Source organism: Mycobacterium sp. (assembly GCF_049608025.1).
In the GTDB taxonomy this organism is placed as follows: Bacteria; Actinomycetota; Actinomycetes; order Mycobacteriales; family Mycobacteriaceae; genus Mycobacterium.
The window spans coordinates 13,097-34,540 of sequence record NZ_JBMYXC010000037.1 but is presented as its reverse complement, the minus strand read 5'-3'; the positions used below and the strand labels follow the sequence as shown (position 1 = coordinate 34,540).

At 65.2% G+C, this 21,444-nt stretch carries 20 protein-coding genes; 12 read left to right on the top strand and 8 right to left on the bottom strand.

Going from position 1 to position 21,444, the window contains the following annotated elements:
* Both ACPGXI_RS12855 and recX read left to right on the top strand, forming a co-directional pair.
* Positions 1–1,889 (top strand): intein-containing protein (locus tag ACPGXI_RS12855; protein ID WP_526653428.1); only part of this gene is annotated, 1,889 nt, incomplete at its 5' end.
* A complete protein-coding gene (recX, locus tag ACPGXI_RS12850; RefSeq protein WP_526653426.1) occupies positions 1,858–2,415 on the top strand; it encodes a recombination regulator RecX in 558 nt (185 codons plus the stop codon). The genes ACPGXI_RS12855 and recX, both read left to right, overlap by 32 nt.
* 5 nt (positions 2,416–2,420) lie before the next feature.
* On the opposite strand, the gene ACPGXI_RS12845 is transcribed toward recX, so the two are convergent.
* The 6 genes from ACPGXI_RS12845 to ACPGXI_RS12820 all read right to left on the bottom strand — a co-directional run bounded on the left by ACPGXI_RS12845 (position 2,421) and on the right by ACPGXI_RS12820 (position 6,358).
* Positions 2,421–2,684 (bottom strand): hypothetical protein, encoded by a 264-nt coding sequence (locus ACPGXI_RS12845; RefSeq protein WP_526653424.1) that lies wholly within the window; start codon positions 2,682–2,684, stop codon positions 2,421–2,423.
* 10 nt (positions 2,685–2,694) lie between these two features.
* Entirely contained in the window at positions 2,695–3,120 is a 426-nt protein-coding gene (locus ACPGXI_RS12840) for a DUF1622 domain-containing protein (protein WP_526653423.1), read from the bottom strand.
* Between the two features lie 30 nt (positions 3,121–3,150).
* A complete protein-coding gene (locus ACPGXI_RS12835; RefSeq protein WP_526653421.1) occupies positions 3,151–4,032 on the bottom strand; it encodes an amino acid ABC transporter permease in 882 nt (293 codons plus the stop codon).
* Complete coding sequence (locus ACPGXI_RS12830; protein WP_526653419.1) at positions 4,032–4,712, bottom strand: amino acid ABC transporter permease; 681 nt, start codon at positions 4,710–4,712, stop codon at positions 4,032–4,034. The genes ACPGXI_RS12835 and ACPGXI_RS12830 overlap by 1 nt, the downstream gene beginning before the upstream one ends.
* Before the next feature lie 20 nt (positions 4,713–4,732).
* The gene (locus ACPGXI_RS12825) at positions 4,733–5,557 is read right to left on the bottom strand and encodes a glutamate ABC transporter substrate-binding protein (RefSeq protein WP_526653436.1); all 825 of its coding nucleotides are present in this window, start codon (positions 5,555–5,557) and stop codon (positions 4,733–4,735) included.
* 72 nt (positions 5,558–5,629) lie between these two features.
* Positions 5,630–6,358 (bottom strand): amino acid ABC transporter ATP-binding protein, encoded by a 729-nt coding sequence (locus ACPGXI_RS12820; RefSeq protein WP_526653434.1) that lies wholly within the window; start codon positions 6,356–6,358, stop codon positions 5,630–5,632.
* 141 nt (positions 6,359–6,499) lie between these two features.
* Between ACPGXI_RS12820 and miaB the strand changes: the two genes are divergently transcribed.
* A complete protein-coding gene (gene miaB / locus ACPGXI_RS12815) occupies positions 6,500–8,077 on the top strand; it encodes a tRNA (N6-isopentenyl adenosine(37)-C2)-methylthiotransferase MiaB (protein WP_526653417.1) in 1,578 nt (525 codons plus the stop codon).
* The gene (locus ACPGXI_RS12810) at positions 8,074–8,673 is read left to right on the top strand and encodes an Rv2732c family membrane protein (protein WP_526653415.1); all 600 of its coding nucleotides are present in this window, start codon (positions 8,074–8,076) and stop codon (positions 8,671–8,673) included. The genes miaB and ACPGXI_RS12810 overlap by 4 nt, the downstream gene beginning before the upstream one ends.
* A gap of 4 nt (positions 8,674–8,677) precedes the next feature.
* On the opposite strand, the gene ACPGXI_RS12805 is transcribed toward ACPGXI_RS12810, so the two are convergent.
* Positions 8,678–10,072 (bottom strand): DUF349 domain-containing protein, encoded by a 1,395-nt coding sequence (locus ACPGXI_RS12805; RefSeq protein ID WP_526653413.1) that lies wholly within the window; start codon positions 10,070–10,072, stop codon positions 8,678–8,680.
* 221 nt (positions 10,073–10,293) lie between these two features.
* Between ACPGXI_RS12805 and ACPGXI_RS12800 the strand changes: the two genes are divergently transcribed.
* From ACPGXI_RS12800 to ACPGXI_RS12765, 8 genes are all read left to right on the top strand, one after another.
* A complete protein-coding gene (locus ACPGXI_RS12800; RefSeq protein ID WP_526653411.1) occupies positions 10,294–11,211 on the top strand; it encodes a DMT family transporter in 918 nt (305 codons plus the stop codon).
* 70 nt (positions 11,212–11,281) lie between these two features.
* Positions 11,282–11,986 (top strand): class III extradiol ring-cleavage dioxygenase family protein, encoded by a 705-nt coding sequence (locus ACPGXI_RS12795; protein ID WP_526653409.1) that lies wholly within the window; start codon positions 11,282–11,284, stop codon positions 11,984–11,986.
* A 5-nt stretch (positions 11,987–11,991) separates the two neighbouring features.
* The gene (miaA, locus tag ACPGXI_RS12790) at positions 11,992–12,909 is read left to right on the top strand and encodes a tRNA (adenosine(37)-N6)-dimethylallyltransferase MiaA (protein ID WP_526653432.1); all 918 of its coding nucleotides are present in this window, start codon (positions 11,992–11,994) and stop codon (positions 12,907–12,909) included.
* Between the two features lie 4 nt (positions 12,910–12,913).
* Positions 12,914–13,780, top strand: coding sequence for a diaminopimelate epimerase (dapF, locus tag ACPGXI_RS12785; RefSeq protein WP_526653407.1), 867 nt, complete (start codon positions 12,914–12,916; stop codon positions 13,778–13,780).
* 57 nt (positions 13,781–13,837) lie between these two features.
* A complete protein-coding gene (hflX, locus tag ACPGXI_RS12780) occupies positions 13,838–15,271 on the top strand; it encodes a GTPase HflX (RefSeq protein ID WP_526653405.1) in 1,434 nt (477 codons plus the stop codon).
* 291 nt (positions 15,272–15,562) lie between these two features.
* Complete coding sequence (locus ACPGXI_RS12775) at positions 15,563–16,939, top strand: DEAD/DEAH box helicase (protein WP_526653403.1); 1,377 nt, start codon at positions 15,563–15,565, stop codon at positions 16,937–16,939.
* Between the two features lie 118 nt (positions 16,940–17,057).
* A complete protein-coding gene (locus ACPGXI_RS12770) occupies positions 17,058–18,287 on the top strand; it encodes an acyl-CoA dehydrogenase family protein (protein WP_526653401.1) in 1,230 nt (409 codons plus the stop codon).
* Between the two features lie 178 nt (positions 18,288–18,465).
* Positions 18,466–20,478, top strand: a complete 2,013-nt coding sequence (locus ACPGXI_RS12765; RefSeq protein ID WP_526653399.1) for an LGFP repeat-containing protein — start codon at positions 18,466–18,468, stop codon at positions 20,476–20,478.
* Positions 20,479–20,542: 64 nt separating this feature from the next.
* Here the strand turns inward: ACPGXI_RS12765 and lexA are convergent, their stop codons facing one another.
* The gene (gene lexA, locus ACPGXI_RS12760; RefSeq protein ID WP_526653397.1) at positions 20,543–21,241 is read right to left on the bottom strand and encodes a transcriptional repressor LexA; all 699 of its coding nucleotides are present in this window, start codon (positions 21,239–21,241) and stop codon (positions 20,543–20,545) included.
* Positions 21,242–21,444 lie beyond the last annotated feature (203 nt).

The window sequence follows — 21,444 nt, the reverse complement described above, 5'->3', positions numbered from 1 at the left end:
GTACCGCGGCCTTCATCGACGCCGAGCACGCACTCGACCCGGTGTATGCGCAGAAGCTCGGCGTCGACGTCGACGAGTTGCTGCTCAGCCAGCCGGACACCGGGGAGCAGGCGCTGGAGATCGCCGACATGCTGATCCGGTCCGGCGCGCTGGACATCCTGGTCGTCGACTCGGTGGCTGCACTGGTTCCGCGGGCAGAGATCGAGGGCGAGATGGGCGACAGCCACGTCGGCCTGCAGGCCCGGCTGATGAGCCAGGCGCTCCGCAAGATCACTGGTGCGCTGAGCAACTCGGGAACCACCGCGATCTTCATCAACCAGCTCCGCGAAAAAATCGGTGTGATGTTCGGATGCGGATCCTGGTATACCAACGTCACCCTTGCCGACGGAACGACCGAGAAGCTTGGCAAGATCGTGAATGAGAAGATGGATGTCGAGGTTCTCTCTTACGACTTCGATTCCGGCCGCATCGTGCCGCGCAGGGTAACCAATTGGTTCAACAACGGAAAGACTGAGGAGTTCCTGCACTTTAAGGTCGATCGAGCCGGGGGCGGGACGGGACGTGGCCACGCGAGTTTGGCGATGACCCGTAATCACCTGATCCGAACACCTGGCGGGTGGCGCGAGGCTGAAGACATCTCGGTCGGTGACCGTGTGATGTTGGCGCAGCCGAGTCTGCTCAGTGACCAACAGTGGGAAGTCGTACTCGGGTCTGTGATGGGTGATGGGTGCCTCGCTGCCCCGGTGCGTCGTGAGTCGGAGTCGGCGCGGTTCCGTATGGGCCATGGGCAGAAGCAATCGGCCTATCTCGACTGGAAAGTCTCTCTACTCAAGAATGTCCCGCATAGCTGCACTGGTAACGGTAAAGGCGCAGTCTTTGCTGATTTCACCCCCCTCGCAGAATTACATGAATTACGCAGTGCGGTCTACCTCGGCGATGGGAAGAAGTTCCTTTCGGAGGAATACCTAAAGGCGCTAACCCCACTGTCTTTAGCGATTTGGTATATGGACGATGGGTCATTCACCTTGCGGTCCAAGGGCGTGCAGCAGCGGACTCGGGGCGGAAGCGGACGGATTGAGATCTGCGTCGAAGCCATGAGTGAGGGCTCACGGGAACGCCTGCGTGACTATCTTTGTGATACCCGTGGACTGGACGTTCGTCTAAGGCATGCAGGTGCGTCTAGAAAGGCAGTACTCGTCTTCTCCACGTCGGCCACAGCGAAATTTCAGGAACTGATCGCGCCGTATGTGCACCCCTCGATGGAATACAAACTCCTGCCGCGCTTCCAAGGTCAGCTCAGGGTAGAGCCTCAGTTCGTTGAGTCCACGATGAAACTGATGCCCGCTCGCGTGGCTGAGATCGAGTCGAAAACCAGCTACCCCATCATGAGCCGCTACGATATCGAGGTAGAGGAAAATCACAACTACTTTGCCGATGGTGTCATGGTGCACAACTCGCCCGAAACCACAACGGGTGGAAAGGCTTTGAAGTTCTACGCCTCCGTGCGTCTGGATGTTCGGCGTATCGAGACGCTCAAGGACGGCACCGACGCGGTGGGTAACCGTACCCGGGCCAAGGTGGTCAAGAACAAGGTCAGCCCGCCGTTCAAGCAGGCCGAATTCGACATCCTCTACGGCAAGGGCATCTCCAAGGAGGGTTCGCTCATCGATATGGGCGTCGATCAGGGTTTCATTCGCAAGTCCGGTTCCTGGTTCACCTACGAAGGTGAGCAGTTGGGCCAGGGCAAGGAGAACGCCCGTAAATTCATGATCGAGAACCCAGAGATCGCAGCCGAGGTCGAGAAGAAGATCAAGGAGAAACTCGGTATCGGCGCCGTGGTGACCGACGAGTTGGCCGATGATGTCCTCCCCACTCCCGTCGACTTCTAACCCCTCGGAGCCAGCCGAGGCGCCGGCCAAACGCGCGGAGCAGGCGCGCGCACTGTGCCTGCGCCTGCTCACCGTGCGAGCGCGGACCCGCGCGGAGTTGCAGGGGCGGCTTGCCAAGCGCGGCTACCCCGATGACATCAGCACCGACGTGCTCGACCGATTGGCGCAGGTCGGTCTGGTCGACGACGAGGATTTCGCCGAACAGTGGGTGCGGTCTCGGCAGATCAACGCCGGGAAAGGAAAACGGGCGCTGGCTGCTGAACTGCGCACCAAGGGTGTCGACAACGAGGTGATCGCCGCCGCGCTGGCCGGCATCGACGCAAGCACTGAGCGGACCCGGGCCGAGCAACTGGTCCGAGACAAGCTGCGCCGCGAGAAACTCGGCGACCCTGCTGACCGGGGCGCGGAGAATAAGGTGGTGCGCCGGCTCGTCGGGATGCTGGCTCGTCGTGGTTACGGCCAGACCATGGCTCTCGACGTCGTGACAGGGGAGTTGGCGAACGAAAGGGAACGCCGGAAGGTGTAGGGCGTCTAAGCGTGTGCTCTGTGCAGTGCGGCGTTGAAATCCGAGGCCAGGGTCCGCCTGACCAAGCGACGCACCGCGATCATCGCTACGGTGCCGGCGATCGCCGCCCATGAGAGGTCGACGCTCAACCGGAGCAAACCCGCGGTGACCAGCAGATCCATCGTCACGCGCAGCGCGAGCAACGGCTGGCGGAACACAGCCAGAGAAGCGATGCCGAGCACGAGTCCGGCGAGAGCCACGTACCACGACGCGGTGGCGACAAAATTCATCGAGCGAGGTTCATCGAGTGGGAGGAGGTCCAGAGGTTGGGCGCGGGGGCGGCGAAGATGACCGGGCCAACTCGATCTCGCGCTGCTCCTGGGCGATCTCACGGTTGAGGAAGTAGTTCAGCGCTGTGCGGATGGCCGCGATCGCCGCCAGTTTGCCGATCTCCTCGAAGGACGGTGAGATCGCCGTCCGCAGCACGTCGGCGGCAAGCTGAAACTCCAACCCCAGCACCAGGAATCGAGCCAGTGACAGCCGAACAGCGGAGAACTGGTTGATGTTGCGGTGGGCCAGAGCCACGGCGAACTTCACGATCGCGACGATCGCCCCGATCATGATGACAATGGCACCGCAGGCCTCGATGAGACGCACCATGAGGTCGACCATGTCGCGCAGCGCCGATTCGGGCAGGATGGTGAGTGCGTTCAGGCGGTGGGTCATATCAAGTTAACCAGGAGCACGTCGCGAGGCTCATACGGCTTTCGCGCCCGGCGCCCCCTCCTGTTCGACCCCCTCGGGCTCCAGTGGGGCAGCCCCGCGCCGCGACTTTCTCATGCGTCTTTCGAGCCAGGTCGCGAACGACGAGAGCGCAAAGTTGACGCTGATCATCAGCAGCGCGATCACGATCAATGCCGGGATGTAATTGCCGTAGGACGCGCCGACCGCGGTGCCTTGGCGCACCATTTCGACGAAGGTGATCTGGTACCCGATCGCCGTGTCTTTCAGCGCCACCACTAGCTGGGAGATCAGCACCGGGAGCATGGATGTGATCGCCTGGGGGAGCAGGATCGAACGCATCGTCTGTGCTGAGGTCAGCCCTAGCGCCGATGCCGCCTCGCTCTGCCCCCGGGGCAACGCATGCACCCCGGCTCGGACGATCTCGGCGATGACGGCGCCGTTATAGAGCGTCAGTCCGGTGATGACGCCGGCCAATGCCAGGTACTTGGACGGGAAGACGTCATAGAACGCATACAGAAAATAGGCGAAGATCATCATGATCAGCACCGGCACCGCGCGGAAGAACTCGACGATCACCGATGACGCCCAGCGGATTCCTCTGTGTGTCGAGAGTCGGCCGACACCCAGCAGCAAGCCCAGTACCAGCGCCAACACGATCGATACCGCCGCGGCCGTCAGAGTGCCCTCGACGCCCGGCAGGACGTAAGTGGTCCACAGATTCGAGGTGAGGAAAGGCTCCCACTTCGCCGCGGTCAGCTGGCCCTTGGCCTCAAGCTGGGTGTAGATCACCCAGGCCACCAGCACGACGACCACGACGGTGATCGCGCTGATGACGTGATTGCGAATCCGCGCCCGCGGACCCGGTGCGTCGAACAGTACGGAGGCCCCACTCATCAGCGTGCCACCGCCATACGCTTGCCCAGCCAGCCGAAGAACAGCCCCAACGGCAACGTCAGGATGAGGAATCCGAGCGCGAATATGCTGCCGACGACCAACACCGCGGCGGTGTTCTCGATCATCTCCTTCATCAGCAATGCCGCCTCGGCAACCCCGATCGCCGAGGCGATCGTGGTGTTCTTGGTCAGCGCTATCAACACCGAACCCAGTGGAATGAAGACGGCGCGAAACGCCTGCGGCAGAAGCACTATCCGCAGGTTCTGTCCGAACGTCAGGCCGAGCGACCGGGCGGCTTCCACCTGCCCCAGTGGCACCGTGTTCACCCCTGAGCGGACGGTCTCACACACGAATGCCGCGGTGTACACCGTCAACCCGAGCATGGCCAGCCGGAAGGTGCTGTCCGCGATGAACGTCGGCGACTGCCGGCTGGCCAGCGTGATGCCCAGGGTCTGCGCCAGTCCGAACGAGCAGAACAGGATGATCAGCGTCAGCGGAGTGTTGCGCACGATGTTGACGTAGCTGGTCCCGATCCAGTTGAGCATCGGCACCGGCGCCAGCCGCATCGCGGCCAGCAGCGTGCCCAGGACAAGTGCGCCGATCGCCGAAAACACCGTGAGCTGGATCGTCGTCCAGAAGGCGGCGAAGATCTGCTCGCGGTACTCGGTGAAAACCTCCACTGGCGGCTGGTCCTAACCGCTTACTTGTCGATCGGCGGCGGTTGTGGTGCGGTGATGCCCGCGGGACCCAGGTTCTTGTCGAATGCCTCTTTCCACGCTCCGCTTTCTTCCATCTTCTTGAGCGCGTCGTTGATCTTTCCGCGTAGCTCGCTGTCGCCCTTCTTGAGGCCGATGCCGTAGCGCTCCTCGGAGAACGGCTCGCCGACGATCTTGAATGCCCCCGGGCTTTGCGCGGCATATCCGGCGAGGATGACCTCGTCTGTCGTGACGGCGTCGACCGCACCGTTCTTGAGCGCCTCCACGCATGCCGAATAGGTGTCGTACTGCTGCAGCTGGACGCCTGGGTACTCGTCTTTGATCTTCTGGGCCGGCGTCGAACCCGACACCGAGCACAGAATCTTGTTGTTCTCCAGCGAGGCCGCTCCGGTGATGTCGTTGCTGTCCGACCGCACCAGCAGACTTTGCCCGGTGATCAGGTACGGTCCGGCGAAGTCGACCTTCTCCTCGCGCGAGTCGGTGATCGAGTACGTCGCGGCGATGAACTTGACCTGACCGTTCTGAATCAGGTTCTCACGCTGCGCCGACGGCGATTCCTTCCACTCGATCTTGTCGGGTTCGTAGCCGAGTTCGCCGGCGACGAATGTTGCTACGTCGACGTCGAAGCCGCTCATGGTTCCGTCGGGGTTCTGCATCGCGAGGCCGGGCTGATCGAACTTGGTGCCGATGACGATCGTGTCGCCATCACCTCCACCGCCGCCCCCGCCGCACGCGGTGGCCGCCAGGGGCAGTGCGACAGCAAGCGCGACAGCGCCGATGACGCGCTTGGAGAAGGACTTCGGGGACATTTTCGGGGACATCTTGGTCGACATTCGGGGGCGTTTCCTTTCGCCGGTCTGACTGGTGATCGATGGAGTGGGTCAGTGATCGAGAATCTTGCCCAGAAAATCCTTGGCGCGGTCGGTCTGAGGATTGTCGAAGAACTGCACGGGTTCGGCGTCCTCGAGGATGGCGCCGTCTGACATGAACACCACGCGGTTGGCGGCCCGCCGCGCGAACCCCATCTCGTGGGTGACGACGACCATCGTCATGCCCTCGGCAGCTAGCGTCGCCATCACCGAGAGCACCTCGTTGATCATCTCGGGGTCCAGCGCGCTGGTCGGTTCGTCGAACAGCATCACCTTCGGGTTCATCGCCAGCGATCGCGCGATGGCCACCCGCTGCTGCTGACCGCCCGACAACTGGGCCGGGTATTTGTCCGCCTGGTTGGCCACGCCCACCCGCTCCAGCAGGCTCATCGCCTTCTCGCGTGCCGCTGACTTGGGCACCTTGCGGACCTTCATCGGCGCCAGCATCACGTTCTCGACAATTGTCTTATGCGCGAACAGGTTGAAGGACTGGAACACCATGCCGACATCGGAACGCAGTTGCGCCAACTTGCGCCCTTCCTCGGGCAGCACTTCTCCGTCAATCGCGATGGAGCCCGAATCGATGGTCTCCAGGCGGTTGATGGTCCGGCACAAGGTCGACTTGCCCGAGCCCGACGGTCCCAGAACGACGACAACTTGCCCCTTGCCGACGTCGAGGTTGATGTCCTTGAGGACATGGAGGTCGCCGAAATGCTTGTCGACTGACTTCACCGAGATCATCGGCACCGCCGGAGCGCTCTCCATGGGTGCTGACCATACCCAGGGAACGCAGAATGCGCCCGGTACTCGAGAATCTGCGCAGATCACCCTCGCGGGCCCGCGTGCGCCGCATATTTAGGTGCAGCCGGATCCCTCCGTAGGATGGTGGCCGTGACTTCCATGGTGACGCAGCAGACGACAGGGGCGATACCTGTTCCTTGCGCCGATCGCGCCCACCGCACGTACCAGGTCCGGACCTACGGCTGCCAGATGAACGTGCACGACTCGGAGCGGCTGGCCGGGCTGCTCGAGGCGGCGGGCTACCGGCGGGCCGATGAGGGCCGCGACGCCGACGTGGTCGTGTTCAACACCTGTGCGGTGCGGGAGAACGCCGACAACAAGCTGTACGGCAACCTCAGTCACCTCGCGCCCCGCAAACAGGCCGATCCGCAGATGCAGATCGCCGTCGGTGGATGCCTGGCGCAAAAGGACCGGGACACGGTGCTGCGCAAGGCGCCGTGGGTTGATGTCGTGTTCGGCACCCACAACATCGGCTCGCTGCCGGTGCTTCTGGACCGAGCCCGCCACAACCGGGCAGCGCAGGTGGAAATCGCGGAGGCATTGCAGGAGTTTCCGTCAGCACTCCCGGCTTCTCGCGAGTCTTCCTATGCGGCATGGGTTTCCATCTCTGTGGGTTGCAACAACACTTGTACGTTCTGCATCGTCCCCGCGCTACGGGGCAAGGAAGTGGATCGCCGGCCCGGCGACGTCCTGGCCGAGGTTCAGTCCCTGGTGGACCAGGGGGTTCTGGAGATCACGCTGCTGGGTCAGAACGTCAACGCCTACGGGGTGTCCTTCGCCGATCCCGGGCAATCCCGCGATCGGAGTGCATTCGCCAAGTTGCTTCGGGCCTGCGGGCGCATCGAAGGGCTGGAACGGGTGCGATTCACTTCGCCGCACCCCGCCGAGTTCAGCGATGACGTGATCGAGGCGATGGCCCAGACCCCCAACGTGTGCCCGACGTTGCACATGCCGTTGCAGTCGGGTTCGGACCGCATCCTGCGTGCGATGCGGCGGTCCTACCGGGCCGAGCGCTATCTCGGCATCATCGAACGAGTGCGTGCTGCGATCCCGGACGCCGCGATCACGACCGACTTGATCGTCGGGTTTCCCGGCGAGACCGAGGAGGACTTTCAGGCCACCCTGGACGTTGTTGCCGCCGCCCGATTCTGCAGCGCGTTCACCTTCCAGTACTCGAAGCGGCCTGGTACTCCGGCCGCAGAACTAGGTGGTCAGGTGCCCAAAGACGTCGTTTCCGAGCGCTATCAGCGGTTGATAGAACTCCAGGAGCGAATCTCGCTCGAAGAAAACACCGCTCAGATCGGTCGCCCCGTCGAATTGCTGGTCGCTACCGGCGAGGGGCGCAAAGACGCCAGCACCGCCCGGATGTCTGGGCGGGCGCGAGACGGCAGGTTGGTGCACTTCGCTCCCGGGGACATCGCCCGCGGGGGCGTTGATCCGGTCCGGCCCGGCGACATCGTCGTCACCGTCGTCACCGGCGCCGCGCCTCACCACCTCCTCGCCGACGGCGGCGTGATCGAACACCGCCGCACGCGCGCGGGCGACGCCCACGCCGCTGGGGAGAAGCCCCGCACCGGTGTCGGGTTGGGGATGCCTGCATTCGGTGTGCCCAGCCCCATTCCGTCCGACGAGCTCACGACCAGTGGGTGTGCGCGATGAGCTCAGAATCCCAGGGTGGGCAAGATTTCGACGACTTCAAGGGTGAACTCGAAGACGCCGAGCGGCGGGTAGCACGCGAGATAGAGCCCGGCACGAGGGCGTTGACCATCGCGATCTTGGTGTTCGTCCTGTTGGTGACCCTCGTGCTGCCACACACCGGCGGCGCCAGGGGACTTGATGTGCTGGTTGGTTCCGATGCTGCGGTCAGCAACGGAGTCACTTTGCCGTCGCGGTTGTTCACCGGGTTCGCGCTCGTCTTCGGCATCGGTTTCTCGATGCTGGCGTTGGTGACCCGTCGCTGGGCACTGGCCTGGATCGCCATGGCAGGCACGAGCGTGGGGTCGTTCCTCGGGATGCTGGCGGTGTGGTCGCGACAGACCGCTCCCGAGCAGTACCCGGGCCCAGGCATCGGACTGGTCATCGGGTGGCTGGCCGTGATCATGCTCGCCTACAACTGGGCCCGGGTCGTGCTCACCCGTACCGCGCTGCAGTTGGCGTCTGAAGAGGAGCGTCGGCGCTCGGCCGCCCAAGGCCAGCACCGAGGCGTGCTTGACAGTTTCGGCGGCGACGAGGAGACGGGGCCGACGAAATCCTGACCGCCTAGCGCTTCCTTCTGAGCGCATCAACGGCGGTGTCAGCCCACTGACGCCACTGTTCGGCGCTGGCCCGCGCCTGCTCAGCGTCCTTGGTGCGGCCGGCGCGCGCGGCCTTCTCGGCTTGGCGTTCGAATTGTTCGGCGCGGTCCCGGAACTGGTCTGCCCGCGCCTTCGCCTCCGGATCCACTCCGCCTTTCGGAGTGTCGCGGATCTTCTTCTCTACCGCGCGCAGCCGTCGCTCCAAGTCTGCGCCGCGTTCGCGAGGAACCTTGCCAATCGCGTCCCACTTGTCGCCGATGGCGCGCAACGCCGCCCGCGCCGAGTCTATGTCGACGTTGTCGAGCTTCTCGGCCTCGGCGAGAAGTGCCGCCTTGGCCTCGGCATTGGCGCGAAACTCCGCGTCCCGTTCAGCAGTGGCCGCGTTCCGGGCGGAGAAGAACTTGTCCTGTGCGGACTTGAATCGATGCCACAGCGTGTCGTCGACGTCCTTGGCGGCGCGACCCGCTGCCTTCCATTCGGTCAGTAGATGGCGGAACTTGGCCGCGGTGGGACCCCAGTCGGTGGAGTCGCACAGTTCCTCGGCGCGCACGCACAGCGCTTCTTTGGCCTGCTTGGCGCCGACGCGCTCCCGGTCCAACTCGGCGAAGTGTGAGCCTCGGCGCCTGTTGAACGTCTCGCGAGCTGCCGAGTAGCGCTTCCACAACGCATCGTCGGTCTTGCGGTCCAGGCCGGTGATCGTCTTCCACTCATCGAGGATGGCGCGTAGCCGGTCCCCGGCGGCCTTCCACTGCGCGGAGTTGGTTGCCAGCTCCTCAGCTTCGGCAGCGAGGGCCTCCTTGCGCCTGGTCTGCGCGGCGCGGGCCTCGTCGCGCTTGGCCTTCTCGGCGGCAGAGGCGCTGTCGGCCTGCTCGACGATCGTCTGGAGACGAGCCGCCAGGGCGTCGACGTCACCGAGCACGTGCGCCGCGGGCAGGTTCTCGGCGAGCGCACCTGCGGCCGCGCGGATCTTGCGGGCATCGCCTGCTCCCGAGGCCAGACGCTGCTCCAGGAGCATCACCTCGATGTGCAAGTCGTCGAAGCGTCGACCGAAATGCTGGTAGGCGGCCTCGGTGTCGCCGGCCTGCCACGATCCGATCTTGCGCTCACCGGACGAGGTGACCAGCCAGACGGTGCCGTCGGGGTCGACACGTCCGAAGCGGCGGGGATCAGTGGCCGGGACGCCGCTGACCGTCGCCGCCGCGGCAGGGGAACCCGGCCTTGGCCGTATCGAGCCCGGTCCTGGCCGTGCCGAGCCCGGTCCTGGCCGTGCCGAGCCCGGCCCTGGCCGTGCCGGACCCGGGGTCGGCGTCGCGGCGGGTTGTTGGGAGTCTTGGGAACCGCCTGGTTCGGTGATCGCCATATCCGTTTCCTCATGCCCTCCGCGCGGATACCCGCGCACCTGCCGCGCAACGCGGCGCCTGGTAGCTGACTCAACGCTGAAAGCTATTCGGACGCTGCCGGACGCTGACGAACGTTGTAGCTGTCATTGAAACAGGTCGCCGGACGCTGCGCCCACGCCTTGTGGCGGGAGTTTGTGGCGGGATTACTTAGGCTCGGGGCTCAAAGCCCGGGAGGTGGTTGATGGCGAAAGCAGATATCGCCGCGCTGCTGGCCCTCGCGGCTGCGTTCTGCATCGCGGTCGGCAATGTCATGCACCAGCGCTCTGCCGTCATGCACCAGCGCTCCGCCGTCATCCACCAGCGCTCCGCCCATGTGGTCACCGATGAGCCCGTCGGCCACCTCACGCTGTTCCTGAGTCTGTTGCGTGACCGCCGATGGTGGCTGGGCAGCGCCGTCGCCGCCGCCGGGTTTGCGCTGCAGGCCGCGGCGCTGGGCTTGGGCTCTGTGCTGCTGGTCCAGGCGGTGCTGGTCACCTCGCTGCTGTTCGCGTTGCCGATCAGCGCCCGCCAGTCCCATCGGCGGGTCACGGGATGGGAATGGATGTGGGCCGCGTTGCTCGCCGGCGCGGTGATCGTGATCGTGACGATCGGCAACCCGACCGCCGGTCAGCCGCGCGCCTCGCTGGAGACGTGGATCTGGGTGGCCGCCGTCCTTGGACCCCTGATGGCTTTGTGCCTGGCGGGGGCCAAGTTGTGGTCTGGGCCGATCAGCGCAGTGCTGCTCGCGGTGGTGTCCGGCACCCTCTGGGGGCTGTTCGCGGTGCTGACCAAGGCTGTGGTTGATCGTCTTGACGTGACCAGCTTGGACGGTCTGATGGAGCTGCTACACACCCCAGAGCTCTATGCCTGGGCCCTGGTTGCGGTCGGAGGCACGGTGATGCAGCAGGCATCTTTCGGTGCAGGTGCGTTGACCGCCTCTCTTCCGGCGATGACCGTTACCGAGCCGATGATCGCGGGCACGCTCGGCGTCGTGGCTCTTGGTGAGACACTGCGGCCGGGCGCGGCCGGCTCGCTCACCATCGTCATAGCGGTGACGGTGATGGTCGTGGCAACCACGGCGCTGGCGCGGGGTCAGGCCGCCACCCGCACAGCTGCCTGAGCTGTGCCGGTTTTCGTCGGACCCCCGTCAAAGGAGGGAGCCGCTGAGAGTGGAGAGCTAGTTTGGTGTCGTGCTGAGCGCTATCGCAATCGTGCCGTCGGCGCCGGTAATGGTCCCCGAACTCGCTGCCGGGGCTGCCACCGAGACCGCGGGCCTGCGGGCTGCCGCGCTGTCAGCGGTGGCTGCCCTGCCACCGCGTTGGATCGGCGTCGGGGTCGCGGAGAGCGACAGTGTCGCCGGCCCCGACTCGGTAGGTACCTTCGCGGGCTACGGTGCCGACGTCCTGGTCGGACTGTCCGGTGGGTTCGCGGAGAATCGCGCCGCCGCCCGCCCCCTCGCACGGTTGCCGCTGTGCACCCTGATCACGGGGTGGCTTCGCGGTGTCGCGCAACCCGGGGCCGCCGCCGAAGTTCGTGCCTACCGAGACGACCATGACCCAGACGCGGCCCTCGCGTTCGGTCGACAGCTTCGTGCGGACATCGATGCCGCTGACGAAGCCGTCGGCGTGCTGATCGTGGCGGACGGCGCCAACACGCTCAGTCCACCCGCGCCGGGCGGCTACGACCAGGATTCGCTACCGGTGCAGGCCGCCCTGGACGATGCGCTCGCAGCCGGGGACCGGGCGGCGGTGACCCGCATGTCTGATGACAGCGTGGGCCGGGTCGCCTACCAGGTGCTGGGTGGGTTGACCGAAACCGCGCCGCCGTCGGCTACCGAGCTCTACCGGGGCGCGCCCTATGGTGTCGGCTACTTCGTCGGCGTCTGGCGTCCGTGACACCCGTGCGGCCGCTGGTGATTGTCGGCCCGACCGGATCCGGCAAGTCAGAGCTGGCGCTGGCCGTCGCCGAGAAACTCGGCGGACAGATCGCCGTCGAGGTGGTCAACGCCGACGCGATGCAGCTCTACCGCGGCATGGACATCGGCACCGCGAAACTGGCGGTCGCCGAGCGCCGTGGCGTCGCCCACCACCAACTCGACGTCCTCGACGTCACCGAGACGGCGAGCGTCGCCCGTTACCAGCAGGCTGCGGCCGCCGATATCGAGGCGATATCGGCGCGCGGAGCTGTGCCGCTGGTGGTCGGCGGCTCGATGCTCTACGTCCAGTCACTGCTGGACCAATGGTCGTTTCCGGCCACCGATCCGGCGGTACGCGCCAAGTGGGAACGGCGCCTCGCTGAGGTTGGCGTCGCCGATCTGCATCGGGAACTCGCCGACGCCGACGCGGCTGCGGCGAGATCAATCCTTCCCACCGACGGCCGTCGCATCGTGCGCGCGCTGGAGGTGGTAGAGCTGACCGGGCAGCCGTTCGCGGCGTCGGCCCCTCAAATCGGAGTGCCACGCTGGAACGCCGCAATCATCGGATTAGATTGGGAAACAGCACTTCTCGACGAAAGACTCGCTCGTCGCACTGACAACATGTTCGCCCAGGGACTGATCGATGAAGTCGTATCGCTGGTGGGCCGTGGTCTGCGGGACGGGGTCACCGCGGTGCGTGCGCTGGGATATTCGCAAGTGATCGCCGATCTGGACGCCGGCGGCGACGGCTCAGCCGCACGCGAGCCGACATTCATCGGTACCCGCCGCTACGTGCGCAGACAGCGATCGTGGTTCCGCCGCGACCACCGCATCGCCTGGCTCGACGGCGCCGCCTCGGGAAACGTGGACCAAACATTGCGGCTGTGGCGAGACGTATCCTGAGCAGGTGAAGTTCGCCAAGGGGCACGGGACCGAGAACGACTTCGTGCTCTTGCTCGACATTCCCGCTGCGATCGACCTGACGCCGGCCGCGGTCGCCGCGCTCTGCGACCGCAGGCGCGGACTCGGCGCGGACGGATTGCTCCGCGTGACCGTCGCCGGTTCGGCGCGGGACAGCGGGGTACTCGACGAGCTTCCCGAGGGCGTTACCGCCGACGACTGGTTCATGGACTACCGCAATGCCGACGGGTCGTTGGCGCAGATGTGCGGCAACGGTGTCCGGGTGTTCGCCCACTACCTGTGGTCTGAGGGGCTGGAACGTCGGCGCCAATTCGTCGTGGGCTCGCCGGCGGGTCCGCGACCGGTCGAGCTGCACACCGTCGACGGGTTACGGGCGGACGTCACCGTCGAAATGGGCAAGGCCAATGCGGTCGGGAGCGGTTCGGCGGTGGTCGGTGGTCGCCGGTTCCAGGGCCTGTCGGTTGACGTCGGCAATCCGCACCTCGCCTGCGTCGATGCCTCGTTGACCGAGGCCGAGCTTGCCGCCCTGGATGTCGCCGCGCCCGTGAAATTCGACACAGCTCAGTTTCCCGAGGGGGTCAATGTGGAGGTGTTGACCGCCCCGGTCGACGGTGCAGTCACCATGCGCGTGCATGAACGGGGAGTGGGAGAAACGCGTTCTTGCGGAACGGGAACGGTCGCCGCCGCGTGTGCCGGGCTGCTGCACCAGGGGGCTTCCACCGGCGTCCTGCGGGTGCGCATTCCCGGTGGTGCAGTCGCGGTGACCATCACCGACGCCGCGAGTTACCTGCGGGGCCCCTCGGTCCTGGTCGCCCACGGCGAACTGTCCGACGCGTGGTGGCGGGCGCAGTGATGCGGAGAGCTAAATCAGATGCGCGAAAGCACCTCACAGGGCAAGATGTCCAGACACATGAACTCCAGGCAAATGTCCGAACCCAGCATTTCGAGTAAGGGACCCAACATCCCGAGTGCGGGCGAACTCGCCCTCGAAGACCGGGCTGCGCTGCGCCGGGTGGCCGGTCTCTCTACCGAACTCGCCGACGTCTCCGAAGTCGAATACCGCCAGCTGCGGCTGGAGCGCGTCGTGCTGGTCGGTGTCTGGACCGACGGCAGCGCCGCAGATGCCGACGCCAGCATGGCCGAGCTGGCCGCGCTGGCTGAGACGGCGGGCTCGGAGGTGCTCGAAGGGCTCACTCAACGCCGCGACAAGCCCGACCCATCGACCTACATCGGTTCGGGCAAGGCCGCGGAGCTGCGCGAGGTGGTGCTGGCCACCGGCGCCGACACCGTCATCTGCGACGGCGAGCTGAGTCCGGCGCAGCTGAACGCACTGGAAAAGGCGGTCAAGGTCAAGGTCATCGACCGCACCGCGCTGATTCTCGACATCTTCGCCCAACACGCCACCAGCCGGGAGGGCAAAGCCCAGGTGGCCTATGCCCAGATGGAGTACATGCTGCCGCGGTTGCGCGGGTGGGGGGAGTCGATGTCGCGGCAGGGTGGCGGCGCGGGGGGTAGTGGCGGCGGGGTGGGCACGCGAGGCCCGGGTGAGACGAAGATCGAGACCGACCGCCGCCGCATCCGCGAGCGAATGTCCAAGCTGCGCCGAGAAATTCGAGCGATGAAGCAGGTCCGTGACACACAACGCAGCCGCAGGAGGGGCAGTGACCTGCCTGCCGTGGCGATCGTGGGCTATACGAACGCCGGCAAGTCCAGTCTGCTCAACGCACTGACCGGAGCCGGTGTACTGATCGAGAACGCATTGTTCGCCACCCTCGAACCGACAACTCGCCGTGGCGAATTCGCTGACGGGCGGGAGTTCGTACTAACCGACACCGTGGGCTTCGTGCGGCATCTGCCGACCCAGCTCGTCGAGGCGTTCCGTTCCACTCTCGAGGAGGTCGTCGACGCCGATCTGCTTCTGCACGTCGTCGACGGTTCCGATGCCAACCCGCTCGCGCAGATCAAAGCCGTGCGGGAGGTCACCAATGAAGTGGTGGCTGAACATGACGGTCGGGCAGCCCCGGAATTGCTGGTAGTCAACAAAATCGATGCAGCCGGCGACTTGGCGCTGGCAAAGCTGCGCCGCGCGCTCCCCGACGCGGTGTTCGTCTCTGCTCGCACCGGTGACGGACTGGATCGTCTGCAGTCACGCATGTCGGAATTGATCCCGCCCCGCGACACCGTGATCGATGTCACAATCCCTTACAGCCGAGGTGATCTCGTGCATCGCATCCACGCCGACGGCCGGGTCGATGCTTTGGAGCACACCGCATCTGGCACCAGGTTCAAGGCACGCGTGCCGATCTCGTTGGCCGCTGGTCTGAGTGAGTTCGCCACATTTTGACCGCCGCCGATAGGGCGTTCATGCCCTGGTGCGCTAGCATTGGGCCAAAGTCGGCTGCGGATGACTCATCGGGTTGTTCACGTGCACGGCTCCGTTGAGTACAAGACGTTGTCAACTAAAGAACTTCGTTGAGTACACACCGCCCATCGTCACAGCGTCGATGAGCGACCTTTATCCAGAACCATCACTCACCACGGCGAAACCGCCACTGTGTGCGCACTCCCGCTGAACGGATTCCGTCGCGGTTGCCGGGCACACGCTGCCCCAACAGGCCGGAAAGGCACACAAGACATGACTAGACAATCCTTCGCTGACCTCGGCGTGCCCGCACCACTGGTGCGCGTACTGACCGAGAGCGGCATCACCGAACCATTCCCGATCCAGTCCGCCACCCTGCACGACGCCCTCGCCGGTCGCGACGTGCTCGGCCGGGGAAAGACCGGCAGCGGAAAGACACTCGCGTTCTCCATACCGTTGGTTGCGTCGTTGGCCGGCGGACGTAGGCAGGCAGGCCGCCCATCGGGTCTGGTCTTGGCTCCCACGCGCGAACTTGCCACCCAGATCACCGCCGTGCTGCAGCCACTGGCCGCGGCCTGCGGGCTCCGCGTCACCACGATCTTCGGCGGCGTGTCGCAGAGCAAACAGGTCAGTGCGCTGCGCTCCGGGGTCGACATTGTGGTGGCCTGCCCCGGTCGGCTCGAAGACCTGATGCGGCAGAAGCTGGTCCACCTCGACCACGTCACCACGACGGTGCTGGACGAGGCCGACCACATGGCCGATTTGGGCTTCCTTCCCGGCGTTACCAGAATCCTGGCGGCAACCCCTGCCGGAGGGCAGCGGCTGCTGTTCTCGGCCACTCTGGACAACGGCGTCGACAAGCTGGTCCGGCGTTTCCTGCACGAGCCGGTGCTGCACTCGGTCGACGATGTCACCGAGGCGCCTGCAGCGATGACCCACCACGTGTTCCACGTGGGGGGAGTGCAGCAGAAACGGGAGCTGGTGCACCGGCTGGCCTCGGGGACCGGACGCCGGATCCTCTTCATGCGGACAAAGCACCAGGCCCGCAAGCTCGCCAAGCAGCTCACCGAAGCGGGTGTGCCATCGGTTGACCTGCACGGCAACCTTTCCCAACCCGCCCGTGACCGCAACCTGGCAGCCTTCACCAACGGCACAGCGCGGGTGCTGGTGGCGACCGACATCGCCGCGCGCGGCGTACACGTCGACGGGGTCGAACTGGTGGTCCACGTGGATCCGCCGATGGAGCACAAGGCCTACCTGCACCGTTCGGGGCGGACCGCGAGGGCCGGCAGTGACGGCGACGTGGTCACCGTCGTGCTGCCCGAGCAGCGCAGGGACACCCAGCAACTGCTACGTCGCGCAGGAATCACCGCGCGCCCCCAGGAGGTCACCGCGGATTCGGCTCCCGTGCACGCACTGGTCGGCGAGATAGCGCCCCTGCGTGCGGCACCGAAAGTCATTGCCCCGGCACCGAAAGCCAATGCCGCGGCACCGAAAGCCAATGCCGCGGCGGCGAAAACCGCCGGACCGAAGCGGGACCGCGGTTCCGACCACCGGCGCGGCGGCGGCAGTAACCGCGGCGCGGGGGGCAACAGGCGGCGCGGCTCCCGCGGCGCCGGCGCGCGGGGACGCGCCCGCACGCCGTCCTGAGAGGCGAGAAGGCACCCGAAGGCAACAAGGGTGCGGGGCCGAGCCCGCCCCGACCAACCATTGGGTTGACCGGTAGATTGATGGTGATAGCCCCGTATCAACCACGGAGGGAATTCCCATGGGCTCTGCCAATACCGCGACCAAGTCCACGACAGCGACCAAGTCCACTACAGCAACCAAGTCGGCAGCCCCGTCGGTCATTGCCTACGAGCGCACTCTGTTCGAACCCGAGCATGAACTGTTCCGGGATTCCTTCCGCGCTTTTCTGGAACGGCACGTCGCGCCGTTCCACGATGAGTGGGAGAAGGACAAGATCGTCGATCGCGGCGTGTGGCTGGAGGCGGGCAAGCAGGGTTTCCTCGGCATGGCGGTGCCCGAGGAGTACGGCGGCGGGGGCGTTTCGGACTTTCGGTACAACACCATCGTCACCGAAGAGGTGACCGCGGGTCGGTATAGCGGATTGGGTTTCAGCCTGCACAACGACGTTGCCGCGCCGTATCTGATCAGGCTGACGACCGAGGAGCAGAAGCAGCGCTGGCTGCCGAAATTCTGCACCGGCGAACTGATCACCGCGATCGCCATGACCGAACCGGGCACCGGTAGCGACCTGCAGGGCATCAAGACCAGAGCGGTCAAGGACGGCGACCACTACATCCTCAACGGCTCCAAGACGTTCATCACCAACGGCATTCACTCCGACCTGGTGATCGTGGTGGCCAAGACCGATCCCGACAAAGGGGCGCTGGGGTTTTCATTGCTTGTCGTTGAACGCGGCATGGAGGGGTTCGAGCGCGGCCGCCATCTCGACAAGGTCGGTTTGGACGCGCAGGATACCGCCGAATTGTCCTTCACCGACGTCAAGGTGCCGGCCGAGAATTTGCTCGGTGAAGAGGGACAGGGCTTCGTCTATCTGATGGAGAACCTCCCGCAGGAACGGATCTCCATCGCGATCATGGCAGCCGCGGCGATGGAGGGGGTCCTGGAGCAGACCGTCGAGTATGCCAAGGACCGCAAGGCATTTGGCAAGCCGATCGGCAGCTTCCAGAACAGCCGCTTCGTACTGGCCGAACTGGCCACCGAAGCCACGGTGGTGCGCATGATGGTCGACGAGTACATCCGGTTGCACCTCGACGAGCGGCTGACCGTCGAGCAGGCCGCCATGGCCAAGTGGTATTCGACCGAAAAGCAGGTCCACTTGATCGACCGCTGCCTGCAATTGCACGGCGGCTACGGGTACATGCGCGAATATTCGGTGGCGCGCGCCTATCTCGATGCCCGGGTGCAGACCATCTACGGAGGAACATCAGAGATCATGAAGGAGATCATCGGCCGCAGTCTGGGCCTGTAGGCCAGCGGCATCCTCGAGGTTCGCCAGATAATCTTTCCGCATCAATCGGCGAGGGTCCTTGGTAAATGGCTTTCAGTGACGCAAGGTGGGCGGACGCGGTACTTTCGCAGGAATTTTCGAAGCTTCGTTTCGAGGGGACTTGTCGAAAGCAACTTGTCGCCGACCGCGGGGAGGATTAATGATCCGGCAGCCGATGCTGCGCACACGTGTGGTTGGTCGCACGACTATCGGGCTGTTAGGGATCGCCATGGCGCTCCTCCTGGCGCCGATAGGCCTGGCGTCCCCTGAGTCTGACGCCGACGATGCCATCACCGCGGCCTGGGAGGCCAGCGGTGGCGATTCTGGCCCATTGGGTCCCACCTCGGGCGACGTCTACCCGGCTGGTGAGGGCTTCGCTCAGAACTTTGCGTCCGGCAAGATATTTTTCACCCCCGCGACCGGGGCACGTCTGATGCAGGGCGCGATTCTGGACAAGTACGAGTCGCTGGGCGGTCCAGCCGACAGCGACCTGGGCTTTCCCACCATCGATGAGGGGCCTGGCCGTGCCTCGGGCAGCCGCAACAGCACATTCAGCGCGCCGGACAACCCGGTGATCTTCTGGACCACCGCGACGGGCGCGAGGGTGGTCCGAGGGCCGATCAATGCGGCCTGGGACGAGTTGGGTGGGTCGTCCGGGGTGCTGGGAGTACCGGCCGAGGACGCGACGTACGACGGCGCGGTCGTCTCGCAGAAGTTCACCGATGGTGAGTTGTCCTACGACTCGCGTGCCAAGACGTTCACTACCGACCCGCCCGATCTGGCCGAACAGCTGACAGATCTCAAGGTCTTGGATGACCCGATTTCGGCGATCAACGCCGCTCGGCGGGCGGCCGGGGGACCGCTGGGTCCATTGGGTGCCGCTGAGGGTGACCCCTACCAGATCGGGGCGGACGGACTCGGCCAGGACTTCGTCAACGGCAAGATTTTCTATAGTCCCGACACCGGCGCGAACGTGGTGACCGGGCAGGTACTGGCCAAGTACGAGAGCGTGGGCGGGCCCGAGGGCGACCTCGGCTTTCCGATCACCAGCGAGGCGGACGGAGGCGTGGCGCCGGCGAGTCGGATAAGCACCTTCGCCGCCGCGGACAAGCCGGTGATCTTCTGGACGCCCGACCACGGCGCGGTGATCGTTCGCGGCCCGATGAATGCCGCGTGGGGCGAACTCGGCGGTGCTACCGGCGAGATCGGAGTACCCAAGGCGGACCAGACCCAGAACGGCGATGTCCTCACCCAGCGTTTCAGCGGTGGAAACATCTCCTGGGACTCGGCCACCAAAAAGTTCAGCACCGAACCGCCGGGCCTGGCTTCGCAGTTGGCCGGCCTCGAGGTGCCCGAACAGGAACTGCCGCCGGTACCGGACACCGACAAGGGCGCCGGCTTTCAGTGGACATGGTGGTGGCTCATTGCCTTGGTGCCGGTGCTGCTGTTGGCTGCCCTGATAGCGGTCGCCGGTATGCGCAATCGCCGCCGTGGCGGCGATGACGACCCGTTCGGCCAGAATGGCGGCGCTTTGATCGATGGCGATCGGGGCTTCGAACCTGCGCCGCCGGTTGGTGACCAACCGGGTGAGGACGACCGTGGCGAGGACGCATTGTTCGGCGACCGCTATTCCCGCGAGGGACCCGGCTCGTCGACGTCCGCGGACCGGGCGGCGCCGGCTACCTCTGGCGAATTCCTTCCGGCGGAACCGCTGAGCTTCTGGGGCGCGCCGGTGCAGACGCAGGGGTCGACCGAAACCGAGGACGAGTTCCGGGAATTCGTGGCGGTGCAGGAAGACCCAGACGCCGTCGACACCGCGCCGACGCGAGTGCCCACAGCCGCCGAGGTTGCCGCCGAGGCAGATTCGGTCGTCATGAGCGACCACGAACCGCCGGTCGCATTTGAGCAGGATTTCGGGTTCGAGCAGGATTCGGGTATCGACAGCGGCCGTCACGCGAGAATCGACGTCGACGAACCGATGCCCTCGAGTACCGCGCTGCATCTGCCGCTCGCGGACCCGGGTGAAATTCCCGAAGGCTATCCGATCAAGGCAGACACCCGGTCAGGTCTGTACTGGACGCCTGACAGCGCTGACTATTACGACGCGCCTGCCGAGATCTGGTTCGCCAGTGAGGAAATGGCCCGCACAAACGGTTTCGTGCCAGGCGAGTAGTCAGAGCCGGCCTGCAGCAGAGCCGGCCCGAAGCAGGCCCGGGCTGCGTCAGACCCGGCCCGAGTCAGACCTTGCGGATGACGGTGACGACCTTGCCCAGTACGGCTGCGTCGTTGCCGGGGATGGGATCGAAAGCCGGGTTGTGCGGCATCAGCCAAACCTGACCACGGGTGCGCTTGAAAGTCTTCACGGTGGCCTCACCGTCGATCATCGCCGCGACGATATCGCCGTTGTCGGCGACGCTCTGCTGTCTGACGGCGACCCAGTCGCCGTCACAGATCGCGGCGTCAACCATGGATTCGCCGACCACTTTGAGTAGGAACACCGACCCCTCACCAACCAGTTCACGCGGCAGTGGGAAGACGTCTTCGACAGCCTCCTCGGCCAAAATAGGCCCGCCGGCCGCGATCCGACCGAGAACCGGGACGTAGGTCGGTTCCGGCAACGCGTCAGAACCCGACACTTCGGTGGTGACGGTGGATGCGCCACCGTCGTGAGCGCTTCGCACGTCGACAGCGCGGGGTCGGTTGGCGTCGCGACGTAGATAGCCTTTGCGCTCGAGTGTGCGTAATTGGTGAGCAACTGATGAGGTAGATGTCAGTCCGACCGCATCTCCGATCTCTCTGATGCTCGGCGGGTATCCACGAGTGGTCACCGAGGCGCGGATGACATCGAGAATTGACCGCTGACGCTGGGTGAGGCCCGAATCGCGACCGGCCGGTCCGTCGGCGCCAGTCGTGCCACCGCTGCTGTCCTCGTTCATGAATCCGAATGTAGCCCGGACCGCTCCAGGAATCAAACATGTGTTCGAGGCGTGTCGTCGGAGTCGGCGGTTGGCTGCGACCCGCCCGATGTGGCACGGCGCACGCTTCGTCGGCCTCGTCGACTTTCGATGCCGGCTCGATGTCGGGGGCTTGCTATAGCTTTTCGATCGTTCGCAACACTTCGATCACATGTTCTATTCAT

Coding starts and splice junctions, on each gene's coding strand:
- recX (WP_526653426.1), top strand. CDS start 1,858: ATGATGTCCTCCCCACTCCCGTCGACTTCTAACCCCTCGGAGCCAGCC.
- ACPGXI_RS12845 (WP_526653424.1), bottom strand. CDS start 2,684: ATGAATTTTGTCGCCACCGCGTCGTGGTACGTGGCTCTCGCCGGACTC.
- ACPGXI_RS12840 (WP_526653423.1), bottom strand. CDS start 3,120: ATGACCCACCGCCTGAACGCACTCACCATCCTGCCCGAATCGGCGCTG.
- ACPGXI_RS12835 (WP_526653421.1), bottom strand. CDS start 4,032: ATGAGTGGGGCCTCCGTACTGTTCGACGCACCGGGTCCGCGGGCGCGG.
- ACPGXI_RS12825 (WP_526653436.1), bottom strand. CDS start 5,557: ATGTCCCCGAAGTCCTTCTCCAAGCGCGTCATCGGCGCTGTCGCGCTT.
- ACPGXI_RS12820 (WP_526653434.1), bottom strand. CDS start 6,358: ATGATCTCGGTGAAGTCAGTCGACAAGCATTTCGGCGACCTCCATGTC.
- miaB (WP_526653417.1), top strand. CDS start 6,500: ATGGTGGCCGTGACTTCCATGGTGACGCAGCAGACGACAGGGGCGATA.
- ACPGXI_RS12810 (WP_526653415.1), top strand. CDS start 8,074: ATGAGCTCAGAATCCCAGGGTGGGCAAGATTTCGACGACTTCAAGGGT.
- ACPGXI_RS12805 (WP_526653413.1), bottom strand. CDS start 10,072: ATGGCGATCACCGAACCAGGCGGTTCCCAAGACTCCCAACAACCCGCC.
- ACPGXI_RS12800 (WP_526653411.1), top strand. CDS start 10,294: ATGGCGAAAGCAGATATCGCCGCGCTGCTGGCCCTCGCGGCTGCGTTC.
- hflX (WP_526653405.1), top strand. CDS start 13,838: ATGAACTCCAGGCAAATGTCCGAACCCAGCATTTCGAGTAAGGGACCC.
- ACPGXI_RS12775 (WP_526653403.1), top strand. CDS start 15,563: ATGACTAGACAATCCTTCGCTGACCTCGGCGTGCCCGCACCACTGGTG.
- ACPGXI_RS12770 (WP_526653401.1), top strand. CDS start 17,058: ATGGGCTCTGCCAATACCGCGACCAAGTCCACGACAGCGACCAAGTCC.
- ACPGXI_RS12765 (WP_526653399.1), top strand. CDS start 18,466: ATGATCCGGCAGCCGATGCTGCGCACACGTGTGGTTGGTCGCACGACT.
- lexA (WP_526653397.1), bottom strand. CDS start 21,241: ATGAACGAGGACAGCAGCGGTGGCACGACTGGCGCCGACGGACCGGCC.